The 19,466-nt window shown below is 70.7% G+C and carries 17 protein-coding genes; 10 read left to right on the top strand and 7 right to left on the bottom strand.

Annotation, left to right across the window (positions count from 1 at the left end; translation table 11 throughout):
• Positions 1-44 precede the first annotated feature (44 nt).
• The gene (locus tag ACFVQ0_RS30750; RefSeq protein WP_390092465.1) at positions 45-758 is read left to right on the top strand and encodes a VIT family protein; all 714 of its coding nucleotides are present in this window, start codon (positions 45-47) and stop codon (positions 756-758) included.
• Between the two features lie 6 nt (positions 759-764).
• On the opposite strand, the gene ACFVQ0_RS30745 is transcribed toward ACFVQ0_RS30750, so the two are convergent.
• Complete coding sequence (locus ACFVQ0_RS30745; RefSeq protein ID WP_390092464.1) at positions 765-3,851, bottom strand: NACHT domain-containing protein; 3,087 nt, start codon at positions 3,849-3,851, stop codon at positions 765-767.
• 158 nt (positions 3,852-4,009) lie between these two features.
• Here ACFVQ0_RS30745 and ACFVQ0_RS30740 point away from each other — a divergent pair, with 158 nt between their 5' ends.
• The 3 genes from ACFVQ0_RS30740 to ACFVQ0_RS30730 are packed head-to-tail and all read left to right on the top strand — an operon-like array spanning position 4,010 to position 6,702.
• A complete protein-coding gene (locus ACFVQ0_RS30740) occupies positions 4,010-4,915 on the top strand; it encodes a sterol desaturase family protein (RefSeq protein WP_390092463.1) in 906 nt (301 codons plus the stop codon).
• Positions 4,912-5,637 carry a lysoplasmalogenase gene (locus tag ACFVQ0_RS30735; protein WP_390092462.1) on the top strand — a complete coding sequence of 242 codons (726 nt, stop codon included), beginning with the start codon at positions 4,912-4,914 and terminating at the stop codon, positions 5,635-5,637. The genes ACFVQ0_RS30740 and ACFVQ0_RS30735 overlap by 4 nt, the downstream gene beginning before the upstream one ends.
• 21 nt (positions 5,638-5,658) lie before the next feature.
• Complete coding sequence (locus ACFVQ0_RS30730) at positions 5,659-6,702, top strand: zinc-dependent alcohol dehydrogenase family protein (RefSeq protein WP_390092461.1); 1,044 nt, start codon at positions 5,659-5,661, stop codon at positions 6,700-6,702.
• 55 nt (positions 6,703-6,757) lie between these two features.
• Here ACFVQ0_RS30730 and ACFVQ0_RS30725 read toward each other — a convergent pair whose 3' ends face one another.
• A complete protein-coding gene (locus ACFVQ0_RS30725) occupies positions 6,758-8,293 on the bottom strand; it encodes a S8 family serine peptidase (protein ID WP_390092460.1) in 1,536 nt (511 codons plus the stop codon).
• 303 nt (positions 8,294-8,596) lie between these two features.
• Between ACFVQ0_RS30725 and ACFVQ0_RS30720 the strand changes: the two genes are divergently transcribed.
• From ACFVQ0_RS30720 to moaA, 3 genes are all read left to right on the top strand, one after another.
• Complete coding sequence (locus ACFVQ0_RS30720) at positions 8,597-8,962, top strand: DUF485 domain-containing protein (protein ID WP_311306473.1); 366 nt, start codon at positions 8,597-8,599, stop codon at positions 8,960-8,962.
• A complete protein-coding gene (locus ACFVQ0_RS30715; protein WP_390092459.1) occupies positions 8,959-10,596 on the top strand; it encodes a cation acetate symporter in 1,638 nt (545 codons plus the stop codon). The genes ACFVQ0_RS30720 and ACFVQ0_RS30715 overlap by 4 nt, the downstream gene beginning before the upstream one ends.
• Positions 10,597-10,782: 186 nt before the next feature.
• A complete protein-coding gene (moaA, locus tag ACFVQ0_RS30710; protein ID WP_390092458.1) occupies positions 10,783-11,772 on the top strand; it encodes a GTP 3',8-cyclase MoaA in 990 nt (329 codons plus the stop codon).
• A 21-nt stretch (positions 11,773-11,793) separates the two neighbouring features.
• Here the strand turns inward: moaA and ACFVQ0_RS30705 are convergent, their stop codons facing one another.
• Positions 11,794-12,033, bottom strand: a complete 240-nt coding sequence (locus ACFVQ0_RS30705; protein ID WP_390092457.1) for a hypothetical protein — start codon at positions 12,031-12,033, stop codon at positions 11,794-11,796.
• A gap of 285 nt (positions 12,034-12,318) precedes the next feature.
• Positions 12,319-12,693 (bottom strand): DUF3099 domain-containing protein, encoded by a 375-nt coding sequence (locus ACFVQ0_RS30700; protein WP_390092456.1) that lies wholly within the window; start codon positions 12,691-12,693, stop codon positions 12,319-12,321.
• 254 nt (positions 12,694-12,947) lie between these two features.
• Here ACFVQ0_RS30700 and ACFVQ0_RS30695 point away from each other — a divergent pair, with 254 nt between their 5' ends.
• Positions 12,948-13,226, top strand: coding sequence for a GlsB/YeaQ/YmgE family stress response membrane protein (locus tag ACFVQ0_RS30695; protein ID WP_390092455.1), 279 nt, complete (start codon positions 12,948-12,950; stop codon positions 13,224-13,226).
• Between the two features lie 64 nt (positions 13,227-13,290).
• Here ACFVQ0_RS30695 and tyrS read toward each other — a convergent pair whose 3' ends face one another.
• The 3 genes from tyrS to ACFVQ0_RS30680 all read right to left on the bottom strand — a co-directional run bounded on the left by tyrS (position 13,291) and on the right by ACFVQ0_RS30680 (position 17,545).
• Positions 13,291-14,559, bottom strand: coding sequence for a tyrosine--tRNA ligase (gene tyrS, locus ACFVQ0_RS30690; RefSeq protein ID WP_390092454.1), 1,269 nt, complete (start codon positions 14,557-14,559; stop codon positions 13,291-13,293).
• A gap of 71 nt (positions 14,560-14,630) precedes the next feature.
• A complete protein-coding gene (locus ACFVQ0_RS30685) occupies positions 14,631-16,025 on the bottom strand; it encodes a metallopeptidase TldD-related protein (protein WP_390092453.1) in 1,395 nt (464 codons plus the stop codon).
• A complete protein-coding gene (locus ACFVQ0_RS30680) occupies positions 16,022-17,545 on the bottom strand; it encodes a TldD/PmbA family protein (protein ID WP_390092452.1) in 1,524 nt (507 codons plus the stop codon). Before ACFVQ0_RS30680 ends, ACFVQ0_RS30685 begins: the two co-directional genes overlap by 4 nt.
• 246 nt (positions 17,546-17,791) lie before the next feature.
• Here ACFVQ0_RS30680 and fabG point away from each other — a divergent pair, with 246 nt between their 5' ends.
• Both fabG and fabI read left to right on the top strand, forming a co-directional pair.
• Entirely contained in the window at positions 17,792-18,511 is a 720-nt protein-coding gene (fabG, locus tag ACFVQ0_RS30675) for a 3-oxoacyl-[acyl-carrier-protein] reductase (RefSeq protein ID WP_390092451.1), read from the top strand.
• A gap of 5 nt (positions 18,512-18,516) precedes the next feature.
• Positions 18,517-19,284, top strand: a complete 768-nt coding sequence (gene fabI, locus ACFVQ0_RS30670; RefSeq protein WP_390092450.1) for an enoyl-ACP reductase FabI — start codon at positions 18,517-18,519, stop codon at positions 19,282-19,284.
• The last annotated feature ends 182 nt before the right edge of the window (positions 19,285-19,466 follow it).

Below are 19,466 nucleotides of genomic sequence, written 5' to 3'. Positions count from 1 at the left end.
CGAGGCTCGGCGCGGCGGGGCCGCCGAGGTGAGATCATCCCCGGATGAGCGATCCCCAGGCGCACGACGAACCGCACAGCACGGGCATGGGCGCGCGGCTGAACTGGCTGCGCGCCGCCGTGCTCGGCGCCAACGACGGTGTGGTCTCCACCGCCGGCCTCGTCGTCGGCGTCGCCGGGGCCACCGACGACCGCAGCACCCTGCTGACGGCCGGCCTGGCCGGGCTGCTGGCCGGGTCCATGTCGATGGCCGCGGGCGAGTACGTCTCGGTCTCCACCCAGCGCGACTCGGAGAAGGCCGCGCTCGCCACGGAGAAGCGCGAGCTCCAGGAGACCCCGGAGGCGGAACTCGCCGAGCTCACCGGGCTCCTGGAGGGCAAGGGCCTGAGCCGCGAGGTCGCCCGCGAGGCCGCCGTCCAGCTCACCGAACGCGACGCGCTGCGCGCCCACGCCGAGGTGGAGCTCGGCATCGACCCGGACGACCTCACGAACCCCTGGCACGCGGCGGGCGCCAGCTTCCTGGCGTTCACGGTGGGCGCGCTGCTGCCGCTGCTGGCCATCGTGCTGCCCCCGACCTCGCTACGCCTGCTGGTGACGGTGCTCTCGGTGCTCGCCGCGCTGGCCCTGACGGGCTGGTGGAGCGCCCGCCTGGGCGACGCGTCGGTGGGCCCCGCGGTGCTGCGGAACATGGGCGGGGGCGCGCTGGCGATGGCGGTGACGTACGCGGCGGGGGAGTTGCTGGGGGCGGCGGGGGTGTGAGGGCCGCTAGCGGAGACGGATGATCCGCTCCGGTGGGAAGAGGTCGTCCCCGATGGTCGGTGTGTCGCTGCCGAGGGTGATCGTGAGGGCGTCGAGATCTGCCAGGGGGGTCAGGTCGTACGGGTCGGCCTCGGGCCGGTCGTACAGGGTGAGCTGCGTCAGTGCGGACAGCTCCTGTAGCGGTTCCAGTCCGTGCTGGAGGTGACAGCGGTTGAGGGTGAGCGTGCGGAGGGAAGCCGGGCCGGTCAGTTCAGCCAGGTCCAGCCCCACCATCAACTCCAGGCTGAGGCGATGCAGGCGGCCGAAGACCCGTGTCGTGCACAGTTGCTGAAGCTGCGCCAGACTGCGCAGGCCGAGCTGTTCCAGCTCGGTCCACTGTTCGATTCCCTCCAGGCTCAAGGCTTTGGCCTCCCAGAGAAGGGTCAGCGACTTGAGGTGTCGGCCCAGCGGCAGTTCACCGATGCTGTCGGCCCGGAATCGGTGGCCCAGGGTCAGCGTGTGCACGGCTGTGAACGGCTCCAGTTGCTCGGCCACCACGTCGGGATGCAGCCGGTTCAGGGTGAGCCAGGTCAGCGGCAGGTCCGCGAGCGGGCTCAGGTCACGGACCTCGGGGCACAGGCTGAGTCCCACCTCGGTGAGCGAGTGCATAGAGGCCAGCGGGGTGATGTCGGTGAGGTCCTTGTTGTCGAAGACGAAGAGCTTCTCCATCCCGTGGCGGAGGACCAGTGGGGAGAGGTCCGCGTGGGCGCCCTGCAAGCGGATCGCGCGGGCCTCGGGCACGTATCGCAGAGCCGCCATCTGCTCCGCGGTCGCCGCTGATACGTGGAACCTGCTCCAGGGCCTTGCCGCGAGCACCTCGCGGGCGTAGAGCTTGGTGGGGAAGGAATCCCACGCGTTGGCCAGTTGGACGGTCACCGCATCCCGCTCGTCGTCGCGGTACCGCTTCACCACCTCGTACGCCGCATCGCCGCCCACCAGGGCCGCCGTCAGCACCACATAGCCCGCCGCCGACTCATCCGGCACCTTCTCCGGCCCCGGCAGCAGTTCGAGGACGACTTCCCCGAGGGCGGCCAGCCCCTTCGCCTCCTCGCGGCTGCGCGGCGGCAGCAGGTCCGCCGTCTGCCGCTGGACCTCGGCCCGTACGGCGGGATCAAGCTCCGGGGCGTGCTCCAGGCTCGCCGCCGCCAGCAGCACCAGCCGGTTGTGGTGCTTGCGGGTCTGGGCCGCGCGCTTCAGCAACTGCCGCAGCAGCCGGGCCCGTTCCTCGGCGCGGGCGTGGCCCACCGCCATCTGCACCACGTCGTGCCACTGGTCGTCGTGCGCGTGCTTGACCAGCACCCCGAAGTCCCGGGCCTCCACCGCCGCCTTGGCCCCCAGGTAGTCCTGGAACGTCCGGTGCACGAACCCGACCGCCCCCGGCGCGGGCTCCCGCAGCAGCCCGCTCCTGATCAGGAGGTGTGCGAACACGTCCTGCGGGCTGCCCTGGACCTGGGACATCGACGTCAGCCACTCGGTCACCATCTCCAGGGCCTCGTCCCGGTCGGCCTCCGCCTGCCCGTTGCGGATCAGCCAGTACGCCAGCCGCTGGAGCAGCGCCGTCTGCTCGTCCCGGGTCAGGTCGACGCCCTCGACCCCGACGATGTCGCGTTCCGTGTCGCGCCGCACGAGCAGCATGTCCAAGGCGGCGTCGTACAACTCCTTCCGGGCGCGCGGTAGTTGCGTGCGGCGGTCCCGGTTCAGCGCGCACAGCAGTGCGCACATCAACGGGTTCGTCGCCAGCCGGCCCAGGTCGCGCCGCGTCCCCACGGCGCGCCACAGGGAAGCCTCGTACCCGTCGAGCCGCTCGCGCTCCTCGTCGGAGACGCACTCGGAGTGCGCGGCCGTGTGCCAGTGCTCGATGAAGGCGCGGATGTCCTTCTTCCCCATCGCCAGCAGGGAGTGCGCCTCGAATCCGGAGCCTGACAGCCAGCTCTCCGGAACGGCGGACGGCCGGGTCGTCACCACGTAACGGGATTCCGGATATGCCGCGATCAGGTCCTTCAGCCACTTCTCGGTACGCCGGCGCAGCCGCATCGGGACCTCGTCGACCCCGTCCACCAGCACCAGGCCGCGCCCCTCGGAGAGCAGCCGGTCCGCCCAGCCCGAAGGCGCCGCGCCGTGCAGCGGAACGCCCGCCGCGCGCAGGAATTCCTCCGGGCCCGGCAGCCTCTCGTCCGAGGTGAACGCGCGCAGCCGCAGGACGAACGGCACACAGCGGTTCCAGTCCGCCAGCTCACTGCCGAACGTCCGCCGGGCGGTGTTCACCGCGAGCCACTGCACCAGGGTGCTCTTCCCCGAACCGGCCGGACCGCGCAGCAGCAGTCGCCTCGTCCCGGACAGCGCCTGCTCGATGGAGACCGTCACCGCGGCCGGGTGCTCCATCCCGTCCTGCCGGACGGCCTCGCTGCTCACCGACAGGCTGATGAAGGCCGTCTCCAGCGGCCATTCGCCCGCAGAGCGTCCCAGCGTCAGCCCGAACAGGCCCATCCGGCTGTGCGTCGTGGCCACGAACTCCGCGTACCGCCGCTCGAAGTCCAGTGCTGCCGCATCCGGGCGCGGGCCGAGCCGGTCCCGTACGTCCTCCACCAGCGCGCGGGTCCGTCCGGCCTCGCGCACCTGCTCCACCGCCGCCCGCGCCATGAACGACGGCTCCGCGGTCAGCTGCTCCACCACATGGGCGCAGCACCGGTCCAGCAGCTCTCCGTACAGCCCGGCCGCACGCTCCGAGAGCCCGGCCGGGGGCTTCGGGAACCCGGCGGCCAGCCGCCCGGGATCGAGGTTCACGGTGAACAGCCGGTCCGCCGTCAGCGCGCCCGCCGCCGCGAAGGTGTCCTTCACCGCTTCCACGGCCGCCAGCCGCTCGTACTCCGGAAGACCGGCGTACGAGGCCTCCAGCCGGCCGCCGAGCACCTTCGCCAGCCGGTCCGGCTTCGCCGGGCGGGGGAGCGGGCGCACCGGGTCCGGGACCAGTCCCGCGCCGGGCTTCGGCGTGAGCAGTGACTTGGCCACCGTGCCGAGCACCGTCGTCGCCAGCCGGACCAGTGCAACTTCCATGCCCGTCACCGCAGTTCCTCCCCCTGTCGGACCTTGGTGGAGGGATCGTACGACGGCTGTGCTGTCAGAAGTCACCAAAGATTGCTGACGCCACGTCTCGCATACTTGTTGGTAACAACGTCTGTTCGTGGGCCGACCTGCGGCTCTACGGTGCTGACATGCCGACGAACCTGCCCGATGTAGTGCTCTGGTCCATACCGGCCTTCGTCCTGCTCACCGTCCTGGAAATGGCGCTCCACCACTTCCACCCCGACGAGGAGGCCGCCGGATACGGCTCGAAGGACACCACCACCAGCATCACCATGGGACTGGGCAGCCTGGTCTTCGACCTGCTGTGGAAGGTGCCCATCGTCGCCGTCTACACGGCGGTGTACGAGCTGACGCCGCTGCGCGTGCCCGTCATGTGGTGGACCGTCCCGCTGATGCTGCTCGGGCAGGACTTCCTCTACTACTGGTCGCACCGGGGCCACCACGTCATCCGGATCCTCTGGGCCTGCCACGTGGTCCACCACTCCAGCCGGAAGTTCAACCTCTCCACCGCGCTGCGCCAGCCCTGGACCTCGCTGACCGTCTGGCCGTTCTACCTCCCGCTGATCGCCTGCGGTGTGCACCCGGCGGCGCTCGCCTTCTGCTCCTCAGTCAACCTCGTCTACCAGTTCTGGGTGCACACCGAACGTGTCGACAAGCTGCCCAGGCCCTTCGAGTACGTGCTGAACACGCCCTCCCACCACCGGGTGCACCACGCCTCCCAAGGCGGTTACCTCGACCGGAACTTCGGCGGCATCCTGATCGTGTGGGACCGCTGGTTCGGCTCGTTCACGGCGGAGACGGAACGGCCGGTATTCGGGCTCACCAAGAACATCGACACGTTCAACCCGCTGCGGGTCGCCACCCACGAGTACGCCGCCATCGCCCGCGACGTCCGCGCCGCGGGCAGCTGGGGCGAGCGGGCCGGACGGGTCTTCCGGGGCCCCGGCTGGCAACCCGCCGGGGTGGCGGCCGCCCCTGCCACGTCTGCCACCCCCACCCCTGCCACCGCTCCCGCGCGCGAGCGCACCGGATGAGCGCCGCGGGGCCGCTGACGAACGCCGCGCCGTTCCCGGACCGGCGGGAGCGGTTCGTCCGCCCCCTGCTGGCCGCCTTCCTCGCCGTCTGCGCCGTCGACCTCGTCGCGGTCCTCGCCGACAGCGGGATCGCGCACCTCGTCGCCAAGCCGCTGCTGATGCCGCTGCTGGCCGGGTACGCCGCCGCCCGGCGCGGGCGCAGGGCGCTGATCGCCGCACTGCTCTGCGGCTGGGTGGGCGACACGTTCCTGCTGGCCGACGCCGATGCCGCCTTCCTCATCGGGATGGGCGGCTTCGCGGCCGGGCACCTCTGCTACCTCAGGCTCTTCGGACGGGCCCGTGGCGCGCTGCTGCCCGCAGCGCTGTACGTGGTCGTCCTGGCCGCCTTCCTCACCCTGGTGTGGGGCGGGCTGCCGGCCGGTCTGCGGTTGCCGCTGGCCGGTTACAGCCTGCTGCTCACGGCCATGGCCTACCGGTCCCGCGTACTCGGCCGGCGCGCGGCGGCCGGCGGCGCGCTCTTCCTGCTCTCCGACGCCCTGATCGCCACCGGCATCGCGGACCTGCCGCAGCTGCCCGCCCCCGACTTCTGGGTCATGCTCACCTATGTCGCGGCCCAGCTGCTGCTGACCCTGGGAGCGCTGGGCCAGGGTGCTCGGCGGCCGGGTGCTCGGCGGCCGGGCGCCGGGCCCTGGGCGTACCGTGGACGGGGTACCAGCATCTGAGATCAGCAAGGACTCCCACGCATGCGCGCCACCGTCATCCACGCCCCCCACGACATCCGCGTGCAGGAGGTCCCGGACCCGGCGATCCAGCAGCCCACCGATGTGGTGCTGCGGGTCCTGCGGGCCTGTATCTGCGGCAGCGACCTGTGGGCCTACCGGGGTGAGTCCGCCCGCAAGCCCGGCCAGCGCATCGGCCACGAGTTCCTCGGGATCGTCGAGGAGGCCGGCTCCGGCGTCAACGGCTTCGCCGTCGGCGACCTGGTCGTCGCCCCCTTCGTCTGGTCCGACGGCACCTGCGCCTACTGCGCGGAGGGCCTGACCACCTCCTGCCCGCAGGGCGGCTTCTGGGGTTCGGTCGGCTCCGACGGCGGGCAGGGCGAGGCCGTACGCGTCCCGTTCGCCGACGGCACCCTGGTCAAGCTGCCGGCCGCCGCCGCCTCCGACGACCGCCTGCTCACCGCGCTGCTGGCCCTCTCCGACGTCCTCGGCACCGGCCACCACGCGGCGGTCGGCGCCGGGGTGGGGCCCGGCTCCACGGTCGCCGTCGTCGGTGACGGCGCCGTCGGCCTGTGCGGGGTCATGGCCGCCAAGCGGCTCGGCGCCGAGCGGATCATCGCGCTCGGCCGCCACACCGCCCGCACCGACATCGCCCGCGCCTTCGGCGCCACCGACGTCGTCGCCGAGCGCGGCGAGGCCGCCGTCGCCTCCGTACGGGAACTGCTCGGCGGCGAGGGCGCCCAGGCGGTCATCGAGGCCGTCGGCACCGAGCAGTCGATGCGCACGGCCGTGGAGATCACCCGCGACGGCGGCTCGATCGGCTACGTCGGCGTACCGCACGGCAGCGGCACCGGACTGGACCTCGGCGTCATGTTCGACCGGAACATCGCCCTGCGCGGCGGGGTCGCCCCCGTGCGCAGCTACATACCGGAGCTGCTCCCCGACGTCCTGTCCGGCGCCATCGACCCGTCGCCCGTCTTCGACCTCGCCATCGGCCTCGACGACGTACCGGCCGGCTACAAGGCGATGGACGAGCGCACGGCGCTGAAGGTCCTCATCAAGCCGTGAGCCACTGAGGCCGGTGCGGGGGCCGGCGCTTTCACCGGCCCCCGCACCGGACCCGCTACCAGCGGACGGCGTCCAGGGCGTCCACCACACCGGCCCCGTAGAAGCCGTTGCGGTTCTTGCCGCCCTCACAGACCGCGTCGACGGTGCCGTCACCGTCGATGTCGTACGGGGCGCCGCACGCCGTGGCGTCGGCCTCCGCCGTCAGCAGCGCCTTCACCGCGAACGCGGACGCGTACGGGTGCCTCGACTTGATCAGGGCCACCACACCCGCCACGTGCGGGGAGGCCATCGACGTGCCGGCCATGTAGCCGTACTTGCCGCCCGGCAGTGTGGACAGGATCAGACCGTTCGTCGCGGGCAGCTCGGGCGGCTGGTAGGCCGTCGAGTCGCCGCCAGGCGCTGCCACGTCGATGACACCGTTCCCGTAGTTCGAGTACGAGGCCTTCAGACCCTTCGCGCCCGTCGCCGAGACCGTCACGACACCCGGCAGCATCGTCGGGATGTCGAAGCACTTCTTCGGGTCGATCGTCCGGGTGGTGGTGTCGCCGTCGTTCGGGCTGCCCGAGTCCTCGATCGTGTCGGCCGCCAGGTCCTCGGCCGAGTTGCCCGAGGCGGCGACGTTGACCGTGCCCCTGCTCTCCGCGTACCGGGTGGCACGGGCGACCGCCTCGACCAGTGCGCCCTGGTCCGGGTCGTCCTTGCAGTTGTACATCCACGGGTCGGTGTAATAGCTGTTGTTGGTGACGTCGACACCGTGGTCCGCCGCCCACATGAAGCCGCAGACGACGGACTCCGTGTAGAAGTATCCGTCCGGGTTCGCCACCTTGATACCCGCGACCTTCACCCCGGGCGCGACGCCCGTCACCCCGATGCCGTTCTTCGCGGCGGCTATGGTGCCCGCGACATGGGTGCCGTGCGGGCTCTCACCGGCCTTCGGCCGCCAGGAGCCGGGGGTGGTGTCCGGTGCGCCGGTCGCGCAGTTCGCCGAGGCGGACCGGTCGAAGTTGGGCGCCAGGTCCGGGTGGGTGTCGTCGACGCCCGTGTCGATGACCGCGACCGTGACCTTCCGGCTGCCCAGCGACTTCTGGTGCGCCTTGTCCGCCTTGATGGCCGGCAGGTCCCACTGCAGCGGCTCCATCGGGTCCTGGTCCGCCGTCGCCCGAGTGGCGGCGGCCCGCTCCTGCTCGGCGGTGAGCGGCTGCTCGACCCCGATGTCCTTGGTGGCCGTCGGGACGATCGGGTTGGTGCGGGTGGCACCCACCGAATCCACGCCCCTGACCCCGCGGACGGACGGGGCGAAGTCCGGGTTCTGCGAGTGGACGACGAGGACGCCGATCCGGTCGTAGGCGATCACCACCGTGCCGCCGGCCCGCTCCACCGCCTTGCGCACCTGCTTGACGGTGCCGGGACCGCCCCGCGTGTTCACCACGTACGAAAGCTTCGGTCCGTCCGCCGGGACCGCCGCCGCGGTCCGGCCGTCCACCGCGGAGGCGGACGCGGAACCCGCCGGCAGGAAGCCGAGCGAGACGGTGAGGGCCAATCCGACGGGCAGCGCCAGTGCGCGCGTCCGTCCGGATCTCAGATGAGCCATGGGGTCTCCACATCATCCGTGCCAGTCGACCGGACACGGGCCGTGTCCAGTCGCGTACATGACCAGTGAAGCTATCGCTGATCATCCCGGCTCATCAATGAGTTCGGGAGAACCCGTTTCCGCCGCGGCGTCCGAAGGGGTGACCCGGAGAGCGGCGGAAGAGTGCGCACCCGCGTTGAACCGCTTCGCCGCGGGCCGCGTGCCGTTGTCAGGGGAGGCGCACCATCACCCCCCGATACCGAGGTTCCCAGGATGAAATCCACCGTCCCCACCACCACCGCACCCGCGTCGCGAGGAGATTCCGTGGCTACCGATGCACCGCCGCCCGAGGGCAGTACGGAGACAGGGCCGGCCCAGCCCACGACCGAGGCCTTCGTCGCGGAGCAGGAAAGCGCGGAATTCGGCGAACTGCGCCGCTCGTACCGCTCGTTCGCCTTCCCGCTGACCATCGCCTTCGTCCTCTGGTACCTGCTGTACGTACTGCTGTCCAACTACGCCGGCGGCTTCATGGGCACCAAGGTGTACAGCAACTTCAACGTGGCCTTCGTCTTCGGCCTCGCCCAGTTCCTCACCACCTTCCTCATCGCCTGGTTCTACTCGCGGCACGCCAACGCGAAGCTGGACCCGAAGGCCGAGGCCATCAAGTCCCGTATGGAGGCCGACGCATGAGCGCCGCGTACCACTCCCACACCGCCGTACTCGCCGCCTCCTCCACCACCGAGCACCGGCCGCTGATCATCACGCTCTTCGCGGTCTTCGTCGCGGCGACGCTCGGCATCACCGTCTGGGCCGGCCGGCAGACCAAGAGCGCCTCCGACTTCTACGCCGGCGGACGGCAGTTCACCGCCTTCCAGAACGGACTCGCGGTCTCCGGCGACTACATGTCCGCCGCCTCGTTCCTCGGCATCGCCGGAGCCATCGCCCTCTTCGGATACGACGGCTTCCTCTACTCGATCGGCTTCCTCGTCGCCTGGCTGGTCGCCCTGCTGCTGGTGGCGGAACCGCTGCGCAACTCGGGCCGCTACACCATGGGCGACGTCCTCGCCTACCGGATGCGGCAGCGTCCCGTACGCACCGCGGCGGGCGTCTCCACCATCATCGTCTCGATCTTCTACCTGCTGGCGCAGATGGCCGGCGCGGGAGTTCTGGTCTCGCTGCTCCTCGGCATCACCAGCGACGCCGGAAAGATCCTCATCGTTGCGCTGGTCGGCGTACTGATGATCGTCTACGTCACCATCGGCGGCATGAAGGGCACCACCTGGGTGCAGATGGTCAAGGCCGTGCTGCTCATCGCGGGCGCCATCCTGATGACCTTCATGGTGCTCTGGAAGTTCGACTTCAACGTCTCGGACCTGCTGGGCACCGCCGCGGAGAAGAGCGGCCACGGCGCGTCGTTCCTGGAGCCCGGACTCAAGTACGGCGCCACCGGCACCTCGAAGCTGGACTTCCTCTCCCTCGGTATCGCCCTCGTGCTGGGCACCGCGGGCCTGCCGCACATCCTGATCCGCTTCTACACGGTGCCGACCGCCAAGGCCGCCCGTAAGTCGGTCAACTGGGCCATCGGCATCATCGGCGCCTTCTACCTGATGACGATCGCCCTCGGCTTCGGCGCCGCGGCCCTCATCGGACCGAAGGAGATCATCGCGAAGAACCCGGCGGGCAACGCGGCGGCCCCGCAGCTCGCCGAGTACCTCGGCGGGGTCGGCTCCACCGGCGGCGCCATCATGCTCGCCGTCATCTCCGCCGTCGCCTTCGCCACCATCCTCGCCGTCGTCGCGGGCCTCACTCTCGCCTCCTCGTCCTCCTTCGCCCACGACATCTACGCCAACGTCATCCGCAAGGGGAAGGCGAGCGAGAAGGAGGAGATGCGGGCCGCCCGCTGGGCCACCGTCTTCATCGGCGCCGCCGCGATCCTGCTGGGCGCCTTCGCCCGCGACATGAACGTCGCCGGTCTGGTGGCGCTCGCCTTCGCCGTCGCCGCCTCCGCCAACCTGCCCACGCTCCTCTACAGCCTCTTCTGGAAGCGCTTCACCACCCAGGGCGCGCTGTGGTCGATCTACGGCGGTCTGGCCAGCTCGGTGATCCTGGTGCTGTTCTCGCCGGTCGTCTCCGGAAACGAGAAGACCTCGATGTTCAAGGGCGTCGACTTCGCCTGGTTCCCGCTGGAGAACCCCGGCCTGATCTCGATCCCGCTGGGCTTCCTGCTCGGCTGGCTCGGCTCCCTCCTGTCGAAGGAGGAGCCGGACAAGGGCAAGTACGCCGAGCTGGAGGTCAAGTCCCTCACCGGCATCGGAGCCCACTGAGAGCAGGAGTTCACCCAGGAGTTCGTCTTTCGCACCGACCCTCTGACCCGGCCGCGTCGTAGAGTCCTACGACGCGGCCGCGTCGTACCTCGTGTCAAACGGGCCACTGCGATGTCACACGCCTCGCGTAGTCTCGAAAGAGCCAGTAACCGCAACCGGGAATTCAGCCGGAGGAGGGGGCCCACCATGCTCATCGACACCTACGACCGGGTCGCCACCGACCTGCGCGTGTCACTCACCGACCGGTGCAACCTGCGCTGTACGTACTGCATGCCGGAGGAGGGCCTGCAGTGGCTGGCCAAGCCGGACCTGCTGAGTGACGACGAGATCGTCCGGCTCGTCCGCATCGCCGTCACACAGCTCGGCATCACCGAAGTCCGCTTCACCGGCGGCGAGCCGCTGCTGCGCCCCGGACTCGTCTCCATCGTCGAACAGTGCGCGGCCCTGGAGCCCCGCCCCAAGATGTCGATCACCACCAACGGGATCGGGCTGAAGCGCACCGCCGAGGCGCTCAAGGCCGCGGGGCTGGACCGGGTCAACGTCTCGCTGGACACCCTGCGCCCCGACGTGTTCAAGACCCTCACCCGCCGCGACCGGCACCACGACGTCCTGGCCGGCCTCGAAGCCGCCCGGGAGGCCGGGCTCACCCCGGTCAAGGTCAACACCGTCCTGATGCCGGGCCTCAACGACGACGAGGCCCCGGAGCTCCTCGCCTGGGCCGTGGAGAACGCCTACCAGCTCCGCTTCATCGAGCAGATGCCGCTCGACGCGCAGCACGGCTGGAAGCGCGACGGAATGATCACAGCGGGTGACATCCTCCAGTCGCTGCGCACCCGCTTCGAGCTCACCCCGGAGGGCCGCGACGAGCGCGGCTCCGCCCCCGCGGAACGCTGGCTGGTCGACGGCGGACCGCACCGGGTCGGCGTCATCGCCTCGGTCACCCGGCCGTTCTGCCGGGCCTGCGACCGCACCCGGCTCACCGCCGACGGACAGGTGCGCACCTGCCTGTTCGCCCGCGAGGAGACCGACCTGCGCGGCGCACTGCGGTCGGACGCCCCGGACAGCGAGATCGCCCGGATCTGGCGGCTCGCGATGTGGGGCAAGAAGGCCGGATCCGGCCTGGACGACCCCTCCTTCCTCCAGCCCGACCGCCCGATGTCGGCGATCGGCGGGTAGGCGGGCAGCGGGCCGGGGCCGTCAGCTGGACGACTCCCATTCCTTCAGCGTCACCACGTCCTTGAGGAAGCCGCGCACGCCGAGGAACGAGGACAGGTACTCCCGGTGCTCGTCACAGGCCAGCCAGGTCTTGCGACGGTCCGGGGTGTGCAGCTTCGGGTTGTTCCACGCGAGCACCCACACGGCGTCGGCACGACAGTCCTTGGCGGAACAGACGGGGGCCTCGGCAGCGCTCTCGGCCGCGGATTCAGGGGAGTTCACGGACTCAACCCTAGATCCTCCCGGACCTCCCGCGAGGCACTGGGTCCGGCCGCGGAGGCGGCCGGACCGAAGCATCCCCGCCGGAGAAAAGGCGACGCCGGGCAGCCACGGGGGGAGCTGCCCGGCGTCGGTCCGTCGCTCCGACGGGGGATGCGGAGCGCTTTTGAAGTATGTCACGCAGACAGGGGTGCGGGGCACTGGAACTACATGATTGATCTGAGCTTTTCTTGAGCTTGGACCCGCCGCGAAAACGGTCAGTACCGGGGCGTACGGGGCAGCCGGGGGTCAGCTGTGACCCTGCGGATCAGGGGAACGGAAGGCGTGGTCCGCCTCCGGGCCCGGTTCGGCATGAGCCGCCACCGGAGCGGCGCCGAGCGCGAGCCGCGTCGGGGCCGGGACGAAGGTCGAGGGCATCGCGGGGGAGTTCTCCCGGCCCGCGTTGGCGATGACGACGGCGATGTACGGGAGCAGAACGCCCAGCGCCAGCCCCACGATCGCCACATAGCGCTCCACGTTCCACAGGGCCGCGGCGGCGATCACCGAGACCGTGCGCACCGACATCGAGATCACGTAGCGCCGCTGCCTGCCGCGCACGTCCTCCGCGAGCCCCTGCCGGGCCCCCGTGATCCGGAAGACCTCGGAACCGCTCTGCTTGCCCATCCCGCCTCCACCCAACCTCTCCGCGCCCGCGTCATCGTTCCGCTCGCGCGCGAACCGGAGGAGACCCCGTTCCCATGCCGGACGCTCCCCGGATCCGGACCGCTCCCACGGTACGCCCGGCATCCGCCGCGTTCGAGACCGGGGCGCGCCAGGAATCCCGCTCGCCCACGTACGGACCCCTCCGGCATGCGGTGCGCCCGCCCGGGGTCGAGACTGATCGCACATCGCGACACCGCGTCGCACGAGGAGGCGGTATGGGCTGGTTGTGGGCAATCATCGTGGGCCTGGTTCTCGGCCTGATCGCGAAGGCGATCCTGCCGGGGAAGCAGGAGATCCCACTCTGGCTGACGGTCATCTTCGGCATGATCGGCAGCGTCCTCGGCAATGCCGTCGCCACCTGGATCGGTGTCAACGACACCAAGGGCATCGACTGGACGCGCCATGTGCTCCAGCTGATCGGCGCCGTGGTGGTGGTCGGTGTCGGGGACATGCTGTGGGCCTCGATCCGAGGCAGCAGACGACAGAAGACCTGAGCACCGAACGGCTGCGGCCGGTCACGCGTCACGCGTGACCGGCCGCAGTGCGTGCGGGCCCGGATCAGCCCGCCGTGACCTCGATGGCCGCGAGGTTCTTCTTGCCCCTGCGCAGCACCAGCCAGCGCCCGTGCAGCAGCTCCTCGCGGGCCGGTGCCGCCTCGCCGTCGGTGACCTTGACGTTGTTCACGTACGCGCCACCCTCCTTGACGGTGCGGCGCGCGCCCGACTTGCTCGGCGCCAGACCGACCTCCACCAGCAGGTCCACCAGCGGGCCCAGCTCGGTGACCCGGGCGTGCGGCACCTCGGAGAGCGCGGCGCTCAACGTCGCCTCGTCCAGCCCGCCCAGCTCACCCTGGCCGAACAGGGCCTTCGACGCGGCGATGACCGCGGCGCACTGGTCCGCGCCGTGCACCAGCGTCGTCAGCTCCTCGGCCAGCGCGCGCTGCGCGGAGCGGGCCTGCGGCCGCTCCTCCGTGACCTTCTCCAGCTCCTCCAGCTCCGCGGGGCTCAGGAAGCTGAGGATGCGCATGTAGCGCGAGATGTCCCGGTCGTCCACGTTCAGCCAGAACTGGTAGAACGCGTACGGCGTGGTCATCTCCGGGTCGAGCCAGACGGCACCGCTCTCGGACTTGCCGAACTTCGTCCCGTCCGCCTTCGTCATCAGCGGCGTCGCCAGCGCGTGCACCTCCGCGCCCGGCTCCAGGCGGTGGATCAGGTCCAGACCCGCGGTGAGGTTGCCCCACTGGTCGCTGCCGCCCTGCTGGAGGGTGCAGCCGTGGCGCCGGTACAGCTCCAGGAAGTCCATGCTCTGGAGCAGCTGGTAGCTGAACTCGGTGTAGCTGATGCCCTCGTCGGACTCCAGCCGGCGGGCGATGGACTCCTTGGTCAGCATCTTGTTGACCCGGAAGTGCTTGCCGATGTCCCGCAGGAACTCGATCGCGGACATGCCCGCGGTCCAGTCCAGGTTGTTCACCATGACCGCGGCGTTCTCGCCCTCGAAGGACAGGAACGGCTCGATCTGGGACCGCAGCCGCGACACCCAGGCGGCGATGGTCTCCGGGTCGTTCAGCGTGCGCTCCGCGGTCGGCCGGGGGTCACCGATCTGGCCGGTGGCCCCGCCCACCAGGGCGAGCGGCCGCAGCCCGGCCCGCTGGAGCCGGCGCATGGTGAGCACCTGCACCAGATGGCCGACGTGCAGACTCGCCGCGGTGGGGTCGTAGCCGCAATAGAACGTGACGGGACCGTCCGCGAGAGCCTTGCGCAGTGCGTCCTCGTCAGTGGACTGGGCGAACAGCCCGCGCCACTTCAGCTCGTCGACGATGTCCGTCACGGTTCCGTGTCTCCTCAGCTACGTGTATCGACAGCTACGTGTATCGATAGGCATCGGCCAGTCTAGGCCGGTCACACGCCCCGGCTCACCGAGCTCATGTTGAAGTCCGGGATGCGCAGCGCGGGCATCGCGGCCCGGGTGAACCAGTCGCCCCACTCGCGCGGCAGCGTCTTCTCGGTGCGCCCCGCCTCCGTGGCCCGCGACAGCAGGTCCACCGGGGACTCGTTGAAGCGGAAGTTGTTCACCTCACCGACCACCTCGCCGCCCTCCACGAGATACACCCCGTCCCTGGTCAGCCCGGTCAGCAGCAGCGTCGCCGGATCGACCTCGCGGATGTACCACATGCAGGTCAGCAGCAGTGCGGGCCCGGTCGTCGCGGCCACCATCTCCGCCAGGGAGCGTTCACCGCCGCCGTCCAGGACCAGGTTGTCGATCGCCGGGGCGAGCGGCAGCCCCGTCAGGCCCGCGGTGTGCCGGGTCGTCGTGAGCTGCTCCAGCCGCCCGTCCCTGATCCAGTCGGTACGGGTCAGCGGCAGCCCGTTGTCGAAGACCGAGGCGCCGTCACCGGAGGAGTGCGCGATGACGAACGGCGCGGACTCGATCCCCGCGGCGTGCGGGTCGCTGCGCAGCGTCAGCGGCAGCGGGGACAGCGTGTCGCCGAGCCGGGTGCCGCCGCCCGGCTTGGAGAACACCGTCCGGCCCTCTACGGCGTCCCGGGCCGTCGCGGACCAGAGCTGGTAGATCAGCAGATCGGCCACGGAGGTCGGCGGCAGCAGCGTCTCGTACCGTCCGGCCGGCAGTTCGATACGGCGCTCCGCCCAGCCCAGCCGCCGGGCCAGCTCCGCGTCCAGCTCCGCCGGGTCGACGTCCTTGAAGTCGCGGGTCGCCCGCCCCGCCCAGGCCGAGCGCGAGCGGTCCGGCGACTTGGCGTTCAGCTCCAGCGTGCCGTTCGGCTGGTCGTGGCGCAGCCGAAGCCCGGTCGAGGTGCCGAGGTAGGTCGAGGTCATCTCGTGGTTCGCGAAGCCGTACAGCTCCCGGCCACCGGCCCCGGCCCGCGCGAAGGCGTCCCCGAGCGCGGGGGCGAACGCCGCGAACACGTCGGAGTCCGTCTCCGCCGGCGCGTCGGTGAAGTCGGGGGACGACGCCACCCCGGTGACCAGCGGCTGGGCGTCCTCGGCCGGCCCGGCGCCGCGCGCGGCCGCCTCTGCGGCCCGCACCAGCGGCTCCAGATCGGCCGGGGTGACGGCGCCCCGTGACACGACCCCGGACGCGGTGCCCTCGGCCCCGTCGACCGTGGCGATGACGGTCAGGGTGCGGCCCCGGGTCACCCCGTTCGTGGTGAGCGCGTTGCCCGCCCAGCGCAGGTTGGCCGACGACTCCTCGTCGGCGATGACCACACAGCCGTCGGCGGTGGACAGTTCGAGAGCGCGCTCGACGATCTCGTACGGCTTGCTGACGCGGCTCATCGTCCGGCCTCCTGCGTCGTGTTAAGGATGTTCACGCCTCGGAAGAGGGCGGAGGGGCAGCCGTGCGAGACGGCCGCGACCTGGCCCGGCTGGGCCTTGCCGCAGTTGAAGGCGCCGCCCAGGACGTACGTCTGCGGGCCGCCGACCTTCTCCATCGAGCCCCAGAAGTCCGTCGTCGTCGCCTGGTAGGCGACATCGCGCAGCTGCCCGGCGAGCTTGCCGTTCTCGATCCGGAAGAACCGCTGCCCGGTAAATTGAAAGTTGTACCTTTGCATGTCGATGGACCATGACCGGTCACCGACCACGTAGATCCCGCGCTCCACCCCGCCGATCAGATCGTCGGTGGACAGTCCGCCGGGATCGGGCGCCAGTGACACGTTCGCCATCCGCTGCACGGGGACATGGCCCGGCGAGTCCGCGTAGGCGCACCCGTTGGACCGGCCCAGGCCCGTCAGCTTCGCAATCCGGCGGTCCAACTGGTAACCGACCAGCGTGCCGTCCTTCACCAGGTCCCACGACTGGGCCTCCACGCCCTCGTCGTCGTAGCCGATCGTCGCGAGCCCGTGCTCCGCCGTGCGGTCGCCCGTCACGTTCATCACGGGCGAGCCGTACGCCAGCTTCCCCAGCTTGTCGAAGGTGGCGAACGAGGTCCCGGCGTACGCCGCCTCGTACCCCAGCGCCCGGTCCAGCTCCGTGGCGTGCCCGATCGACTCGTGGATGGTCAGCCACAGGTTCGACGGGTCGACGACCAGGTCGTACGTCCCCGCCTCGACGCTCGGCGCCCGCATCTTCTCGGCCAGCAGCCCCGGAATCCGCTCCAGCTCCGCGTCCCAGTCCCAGCCGGTCCCGGTCAGGTACTCCCAGCCGCGCCCGACCGGCGGCGCGATCGTGCGCATCGAGTCGAACTCACCGCTCGACGCGTCCACCGCCACCGCCGTGAACTGCGGATGCAGCCGGACCCGCTGCTGCGTGGTGACCGTGCCCGCCGTGTCCGCGTAGAACTTGTTCTCGTGGACGGTCATCAGCGAGGCGTCCACATGCGCGACGCCCGCCGCCCCCAGCAGCCGGCCGCTCCACTCGGCGAGCAGCCCCGCCTTCTCCTCCGCGGGTACGTCGAACGGGTCGATCTCGTACGAGGAGACCCAGCTCCGCTCCCCGTGGACCGGCTCGTCCGCCAGCTCCACCCTCTCGTCGGAGCCCGCCGCCGCGATCACCTTCGCCGAGAGCTTCGCCATCGCGACGGCCTGCGAGGCCACCCTCGCCGCCGCGTCCATCGTCAGGTCCACCCCGGACGCGAACCCCCACGCCCCGCCGTGCACCACCCGCACCGCGTACCCGAGCTCCGTGCTGTCCGACGCCCCGGCCGGGCGGGCGTCCCGCAGCCGCCAGGTGGCGCTGCGCACCCGCTCGAAGCGGAAGTCCGCGTGCACGGCCCCGAGCGCCCGCGCGCGGGCGAGCGCCGCGTCGGCCAGCGGCCTCAGCGGCAGGGCCAGGAACGACTGATCTACCTCATGGGGCACGAGCGGCCTCTCCTCTGCGTCACATACCCTCGGTTCTTTTACGGGGCAGTGAAGCACGGCCGACGGGGCGGCACAGCCGAATTGCGGCCCGGACCCCGGCCGGACAGGGCCCGAACGGGGCCGGAACGTCACTGTAGGAACCCGACAGCGCCCGGGGGAAGGCGCTGTCAGAGGCCGATTGCTCGGGAAGCGGGCGGTACCGATAGGTTTTTCGAGGTACCAGACAGCTATGGAAAGGGTGATCCGTTGAGCCGCTCGGTTCTCGTCACCGGAGGAAACCGGGGCATTGGCCTCGCCATCGCCCGCGCTTTCGTCGACAACGGCGACAAGGTCGCGATCACCTTCCGCTCCGGCGAGCCGCCCCGGGCCCTCACCGAGGCCGGTGTTCTCGCGGTTCGCTGCGACATCACCGACGCCGAGCAGGTGGAGCAGGCCTACAAGGTGATCGAGGAGCAGCACGGCAACGTGGAGGTGCTGGTCGCCAACGCCGGTGTCACCAAGGACCAGTTGCTGATGCGGATGACCGAGGAGGACTTCACGTCCGTACTCGACACCAACCTCACCGGTACCTTCCGGGTCGTCAAGCGCGCCAACCGGGGCATGCTGCGTGCCAAGAAGGGCCGGGTCGTCCTCATCTCCTCCGTCGTCGGCCTCCTCGGCTCCGCGGGGCAGGCGAACTACGCGGCGTCCAAGGCCGGCCTGGTCGGCTTCGCCCGGTCGCTCGCCCGTGAGCTGGGCTCGCGGAACATCACTTTCAACGTCGTCGCACCCGGCTTCGTAGACACCGACATGACGCAGGCGCTCACCGAGGAGCAGCGCAAGGGCATCGTCGCCCAGGTGCCGCTCGCGCGGTACGCGCAGCCCGCGGAGATCGCCGCCGCGGTGCGCTTCCTCGCCTCCGACGACGCGTCGTACATCACTGGAGCCGTCATCCCTGTTGACGGCGGATTGGGCATGGGTCACTGATCACCATGAGCGGAATTCTCGACGGCAAGCGCATCCTCATCTCCGGGGTGCTGATGGAGTCGTCCATCGCGTTCCACGCCGCGAAGGTGGCCCAGGAGCAGGGCGCGGAGGTCATCCTGACCGCCTTCCCGCGGCCCACGCTGACCGAGCGCATCGCCAAGAAGCTGCCCAAGCCGGCCAAGGTCATCGAGCTGGACGTGACCAACGCCGAGCACCTGGACCGGCTGGCCGGTCTGGTGCGCGAGGAGCTCGGCTCGCTCGACGGCGTCGTCCACTCCATCGGCTTCGCGCCGCAGGACGCGCTCGGCGGCAACTTCCTCAACACGCCCTTCGAGTCGGTCTCCACGGCGATGCACGTCTCGGCGTTCTCGCTGAAGTCGCTCGCCATGGCCTGCAAGCCGCTGATGAGCGAGGGCGGTTCGATCGTCGGCCTCACCTTCGACGCCCAGTTCGCCTGGCCGCAGTACGACTGGATGGGCCCGACGAAGGCCGCGCTGGAGGCCACCTCCCGCTACCTCGCCCGCGACCTGGGCAAGGACAACATCCGCTGCAACCTGGTCTCGGCCGGGCCGCTCGGCTCCATGGCGGCCAAGTCCATCCCGGGCTTCGGTGAGCTGGCCGAGGTCTGGAACACCCGTGCGCCGCTGGCCTGGGACATGTCGGACCCGGAGCCGGCCGGCCGCGCGATCGTCGCGCTGCTGTCGGACTTCTTCCCGAAGACCACGGGCGAGATCATCCACGTCGACAGTGGCGTGCACATGATCGGCGCCTGACCTCCCGGCCCCGTACGACAGCGTTCCGGAAACGGCCGCGCACCACCTCCGATGAGATGGTGCGCGGCCGTTTTCCGTGTCCCGCCCGGCCTCCGGGCGCTCAGGTCGAAAACCTGGTCGATCCACCGCAGAATGTGGAGGAACCGGACTTCTGGTCAGGCCGAGTGCAGGGGAGGAGATCG

It is taken from the genome of Streptomyces sp. NPDC057900 (genome assembly GCF_042887885.1).
Taxonomy (GTDB): domain Bacteria; phylum Actinomycetota; class Actinomycetes; order Streptomycetales; family Streptomycetaceae; genus Streptomyces.
The sequence above is the reverse complement of the archived record's forward strand: the minus strand, read 5'-3'. Positions and strand labels throughout refer to the sequence as shown.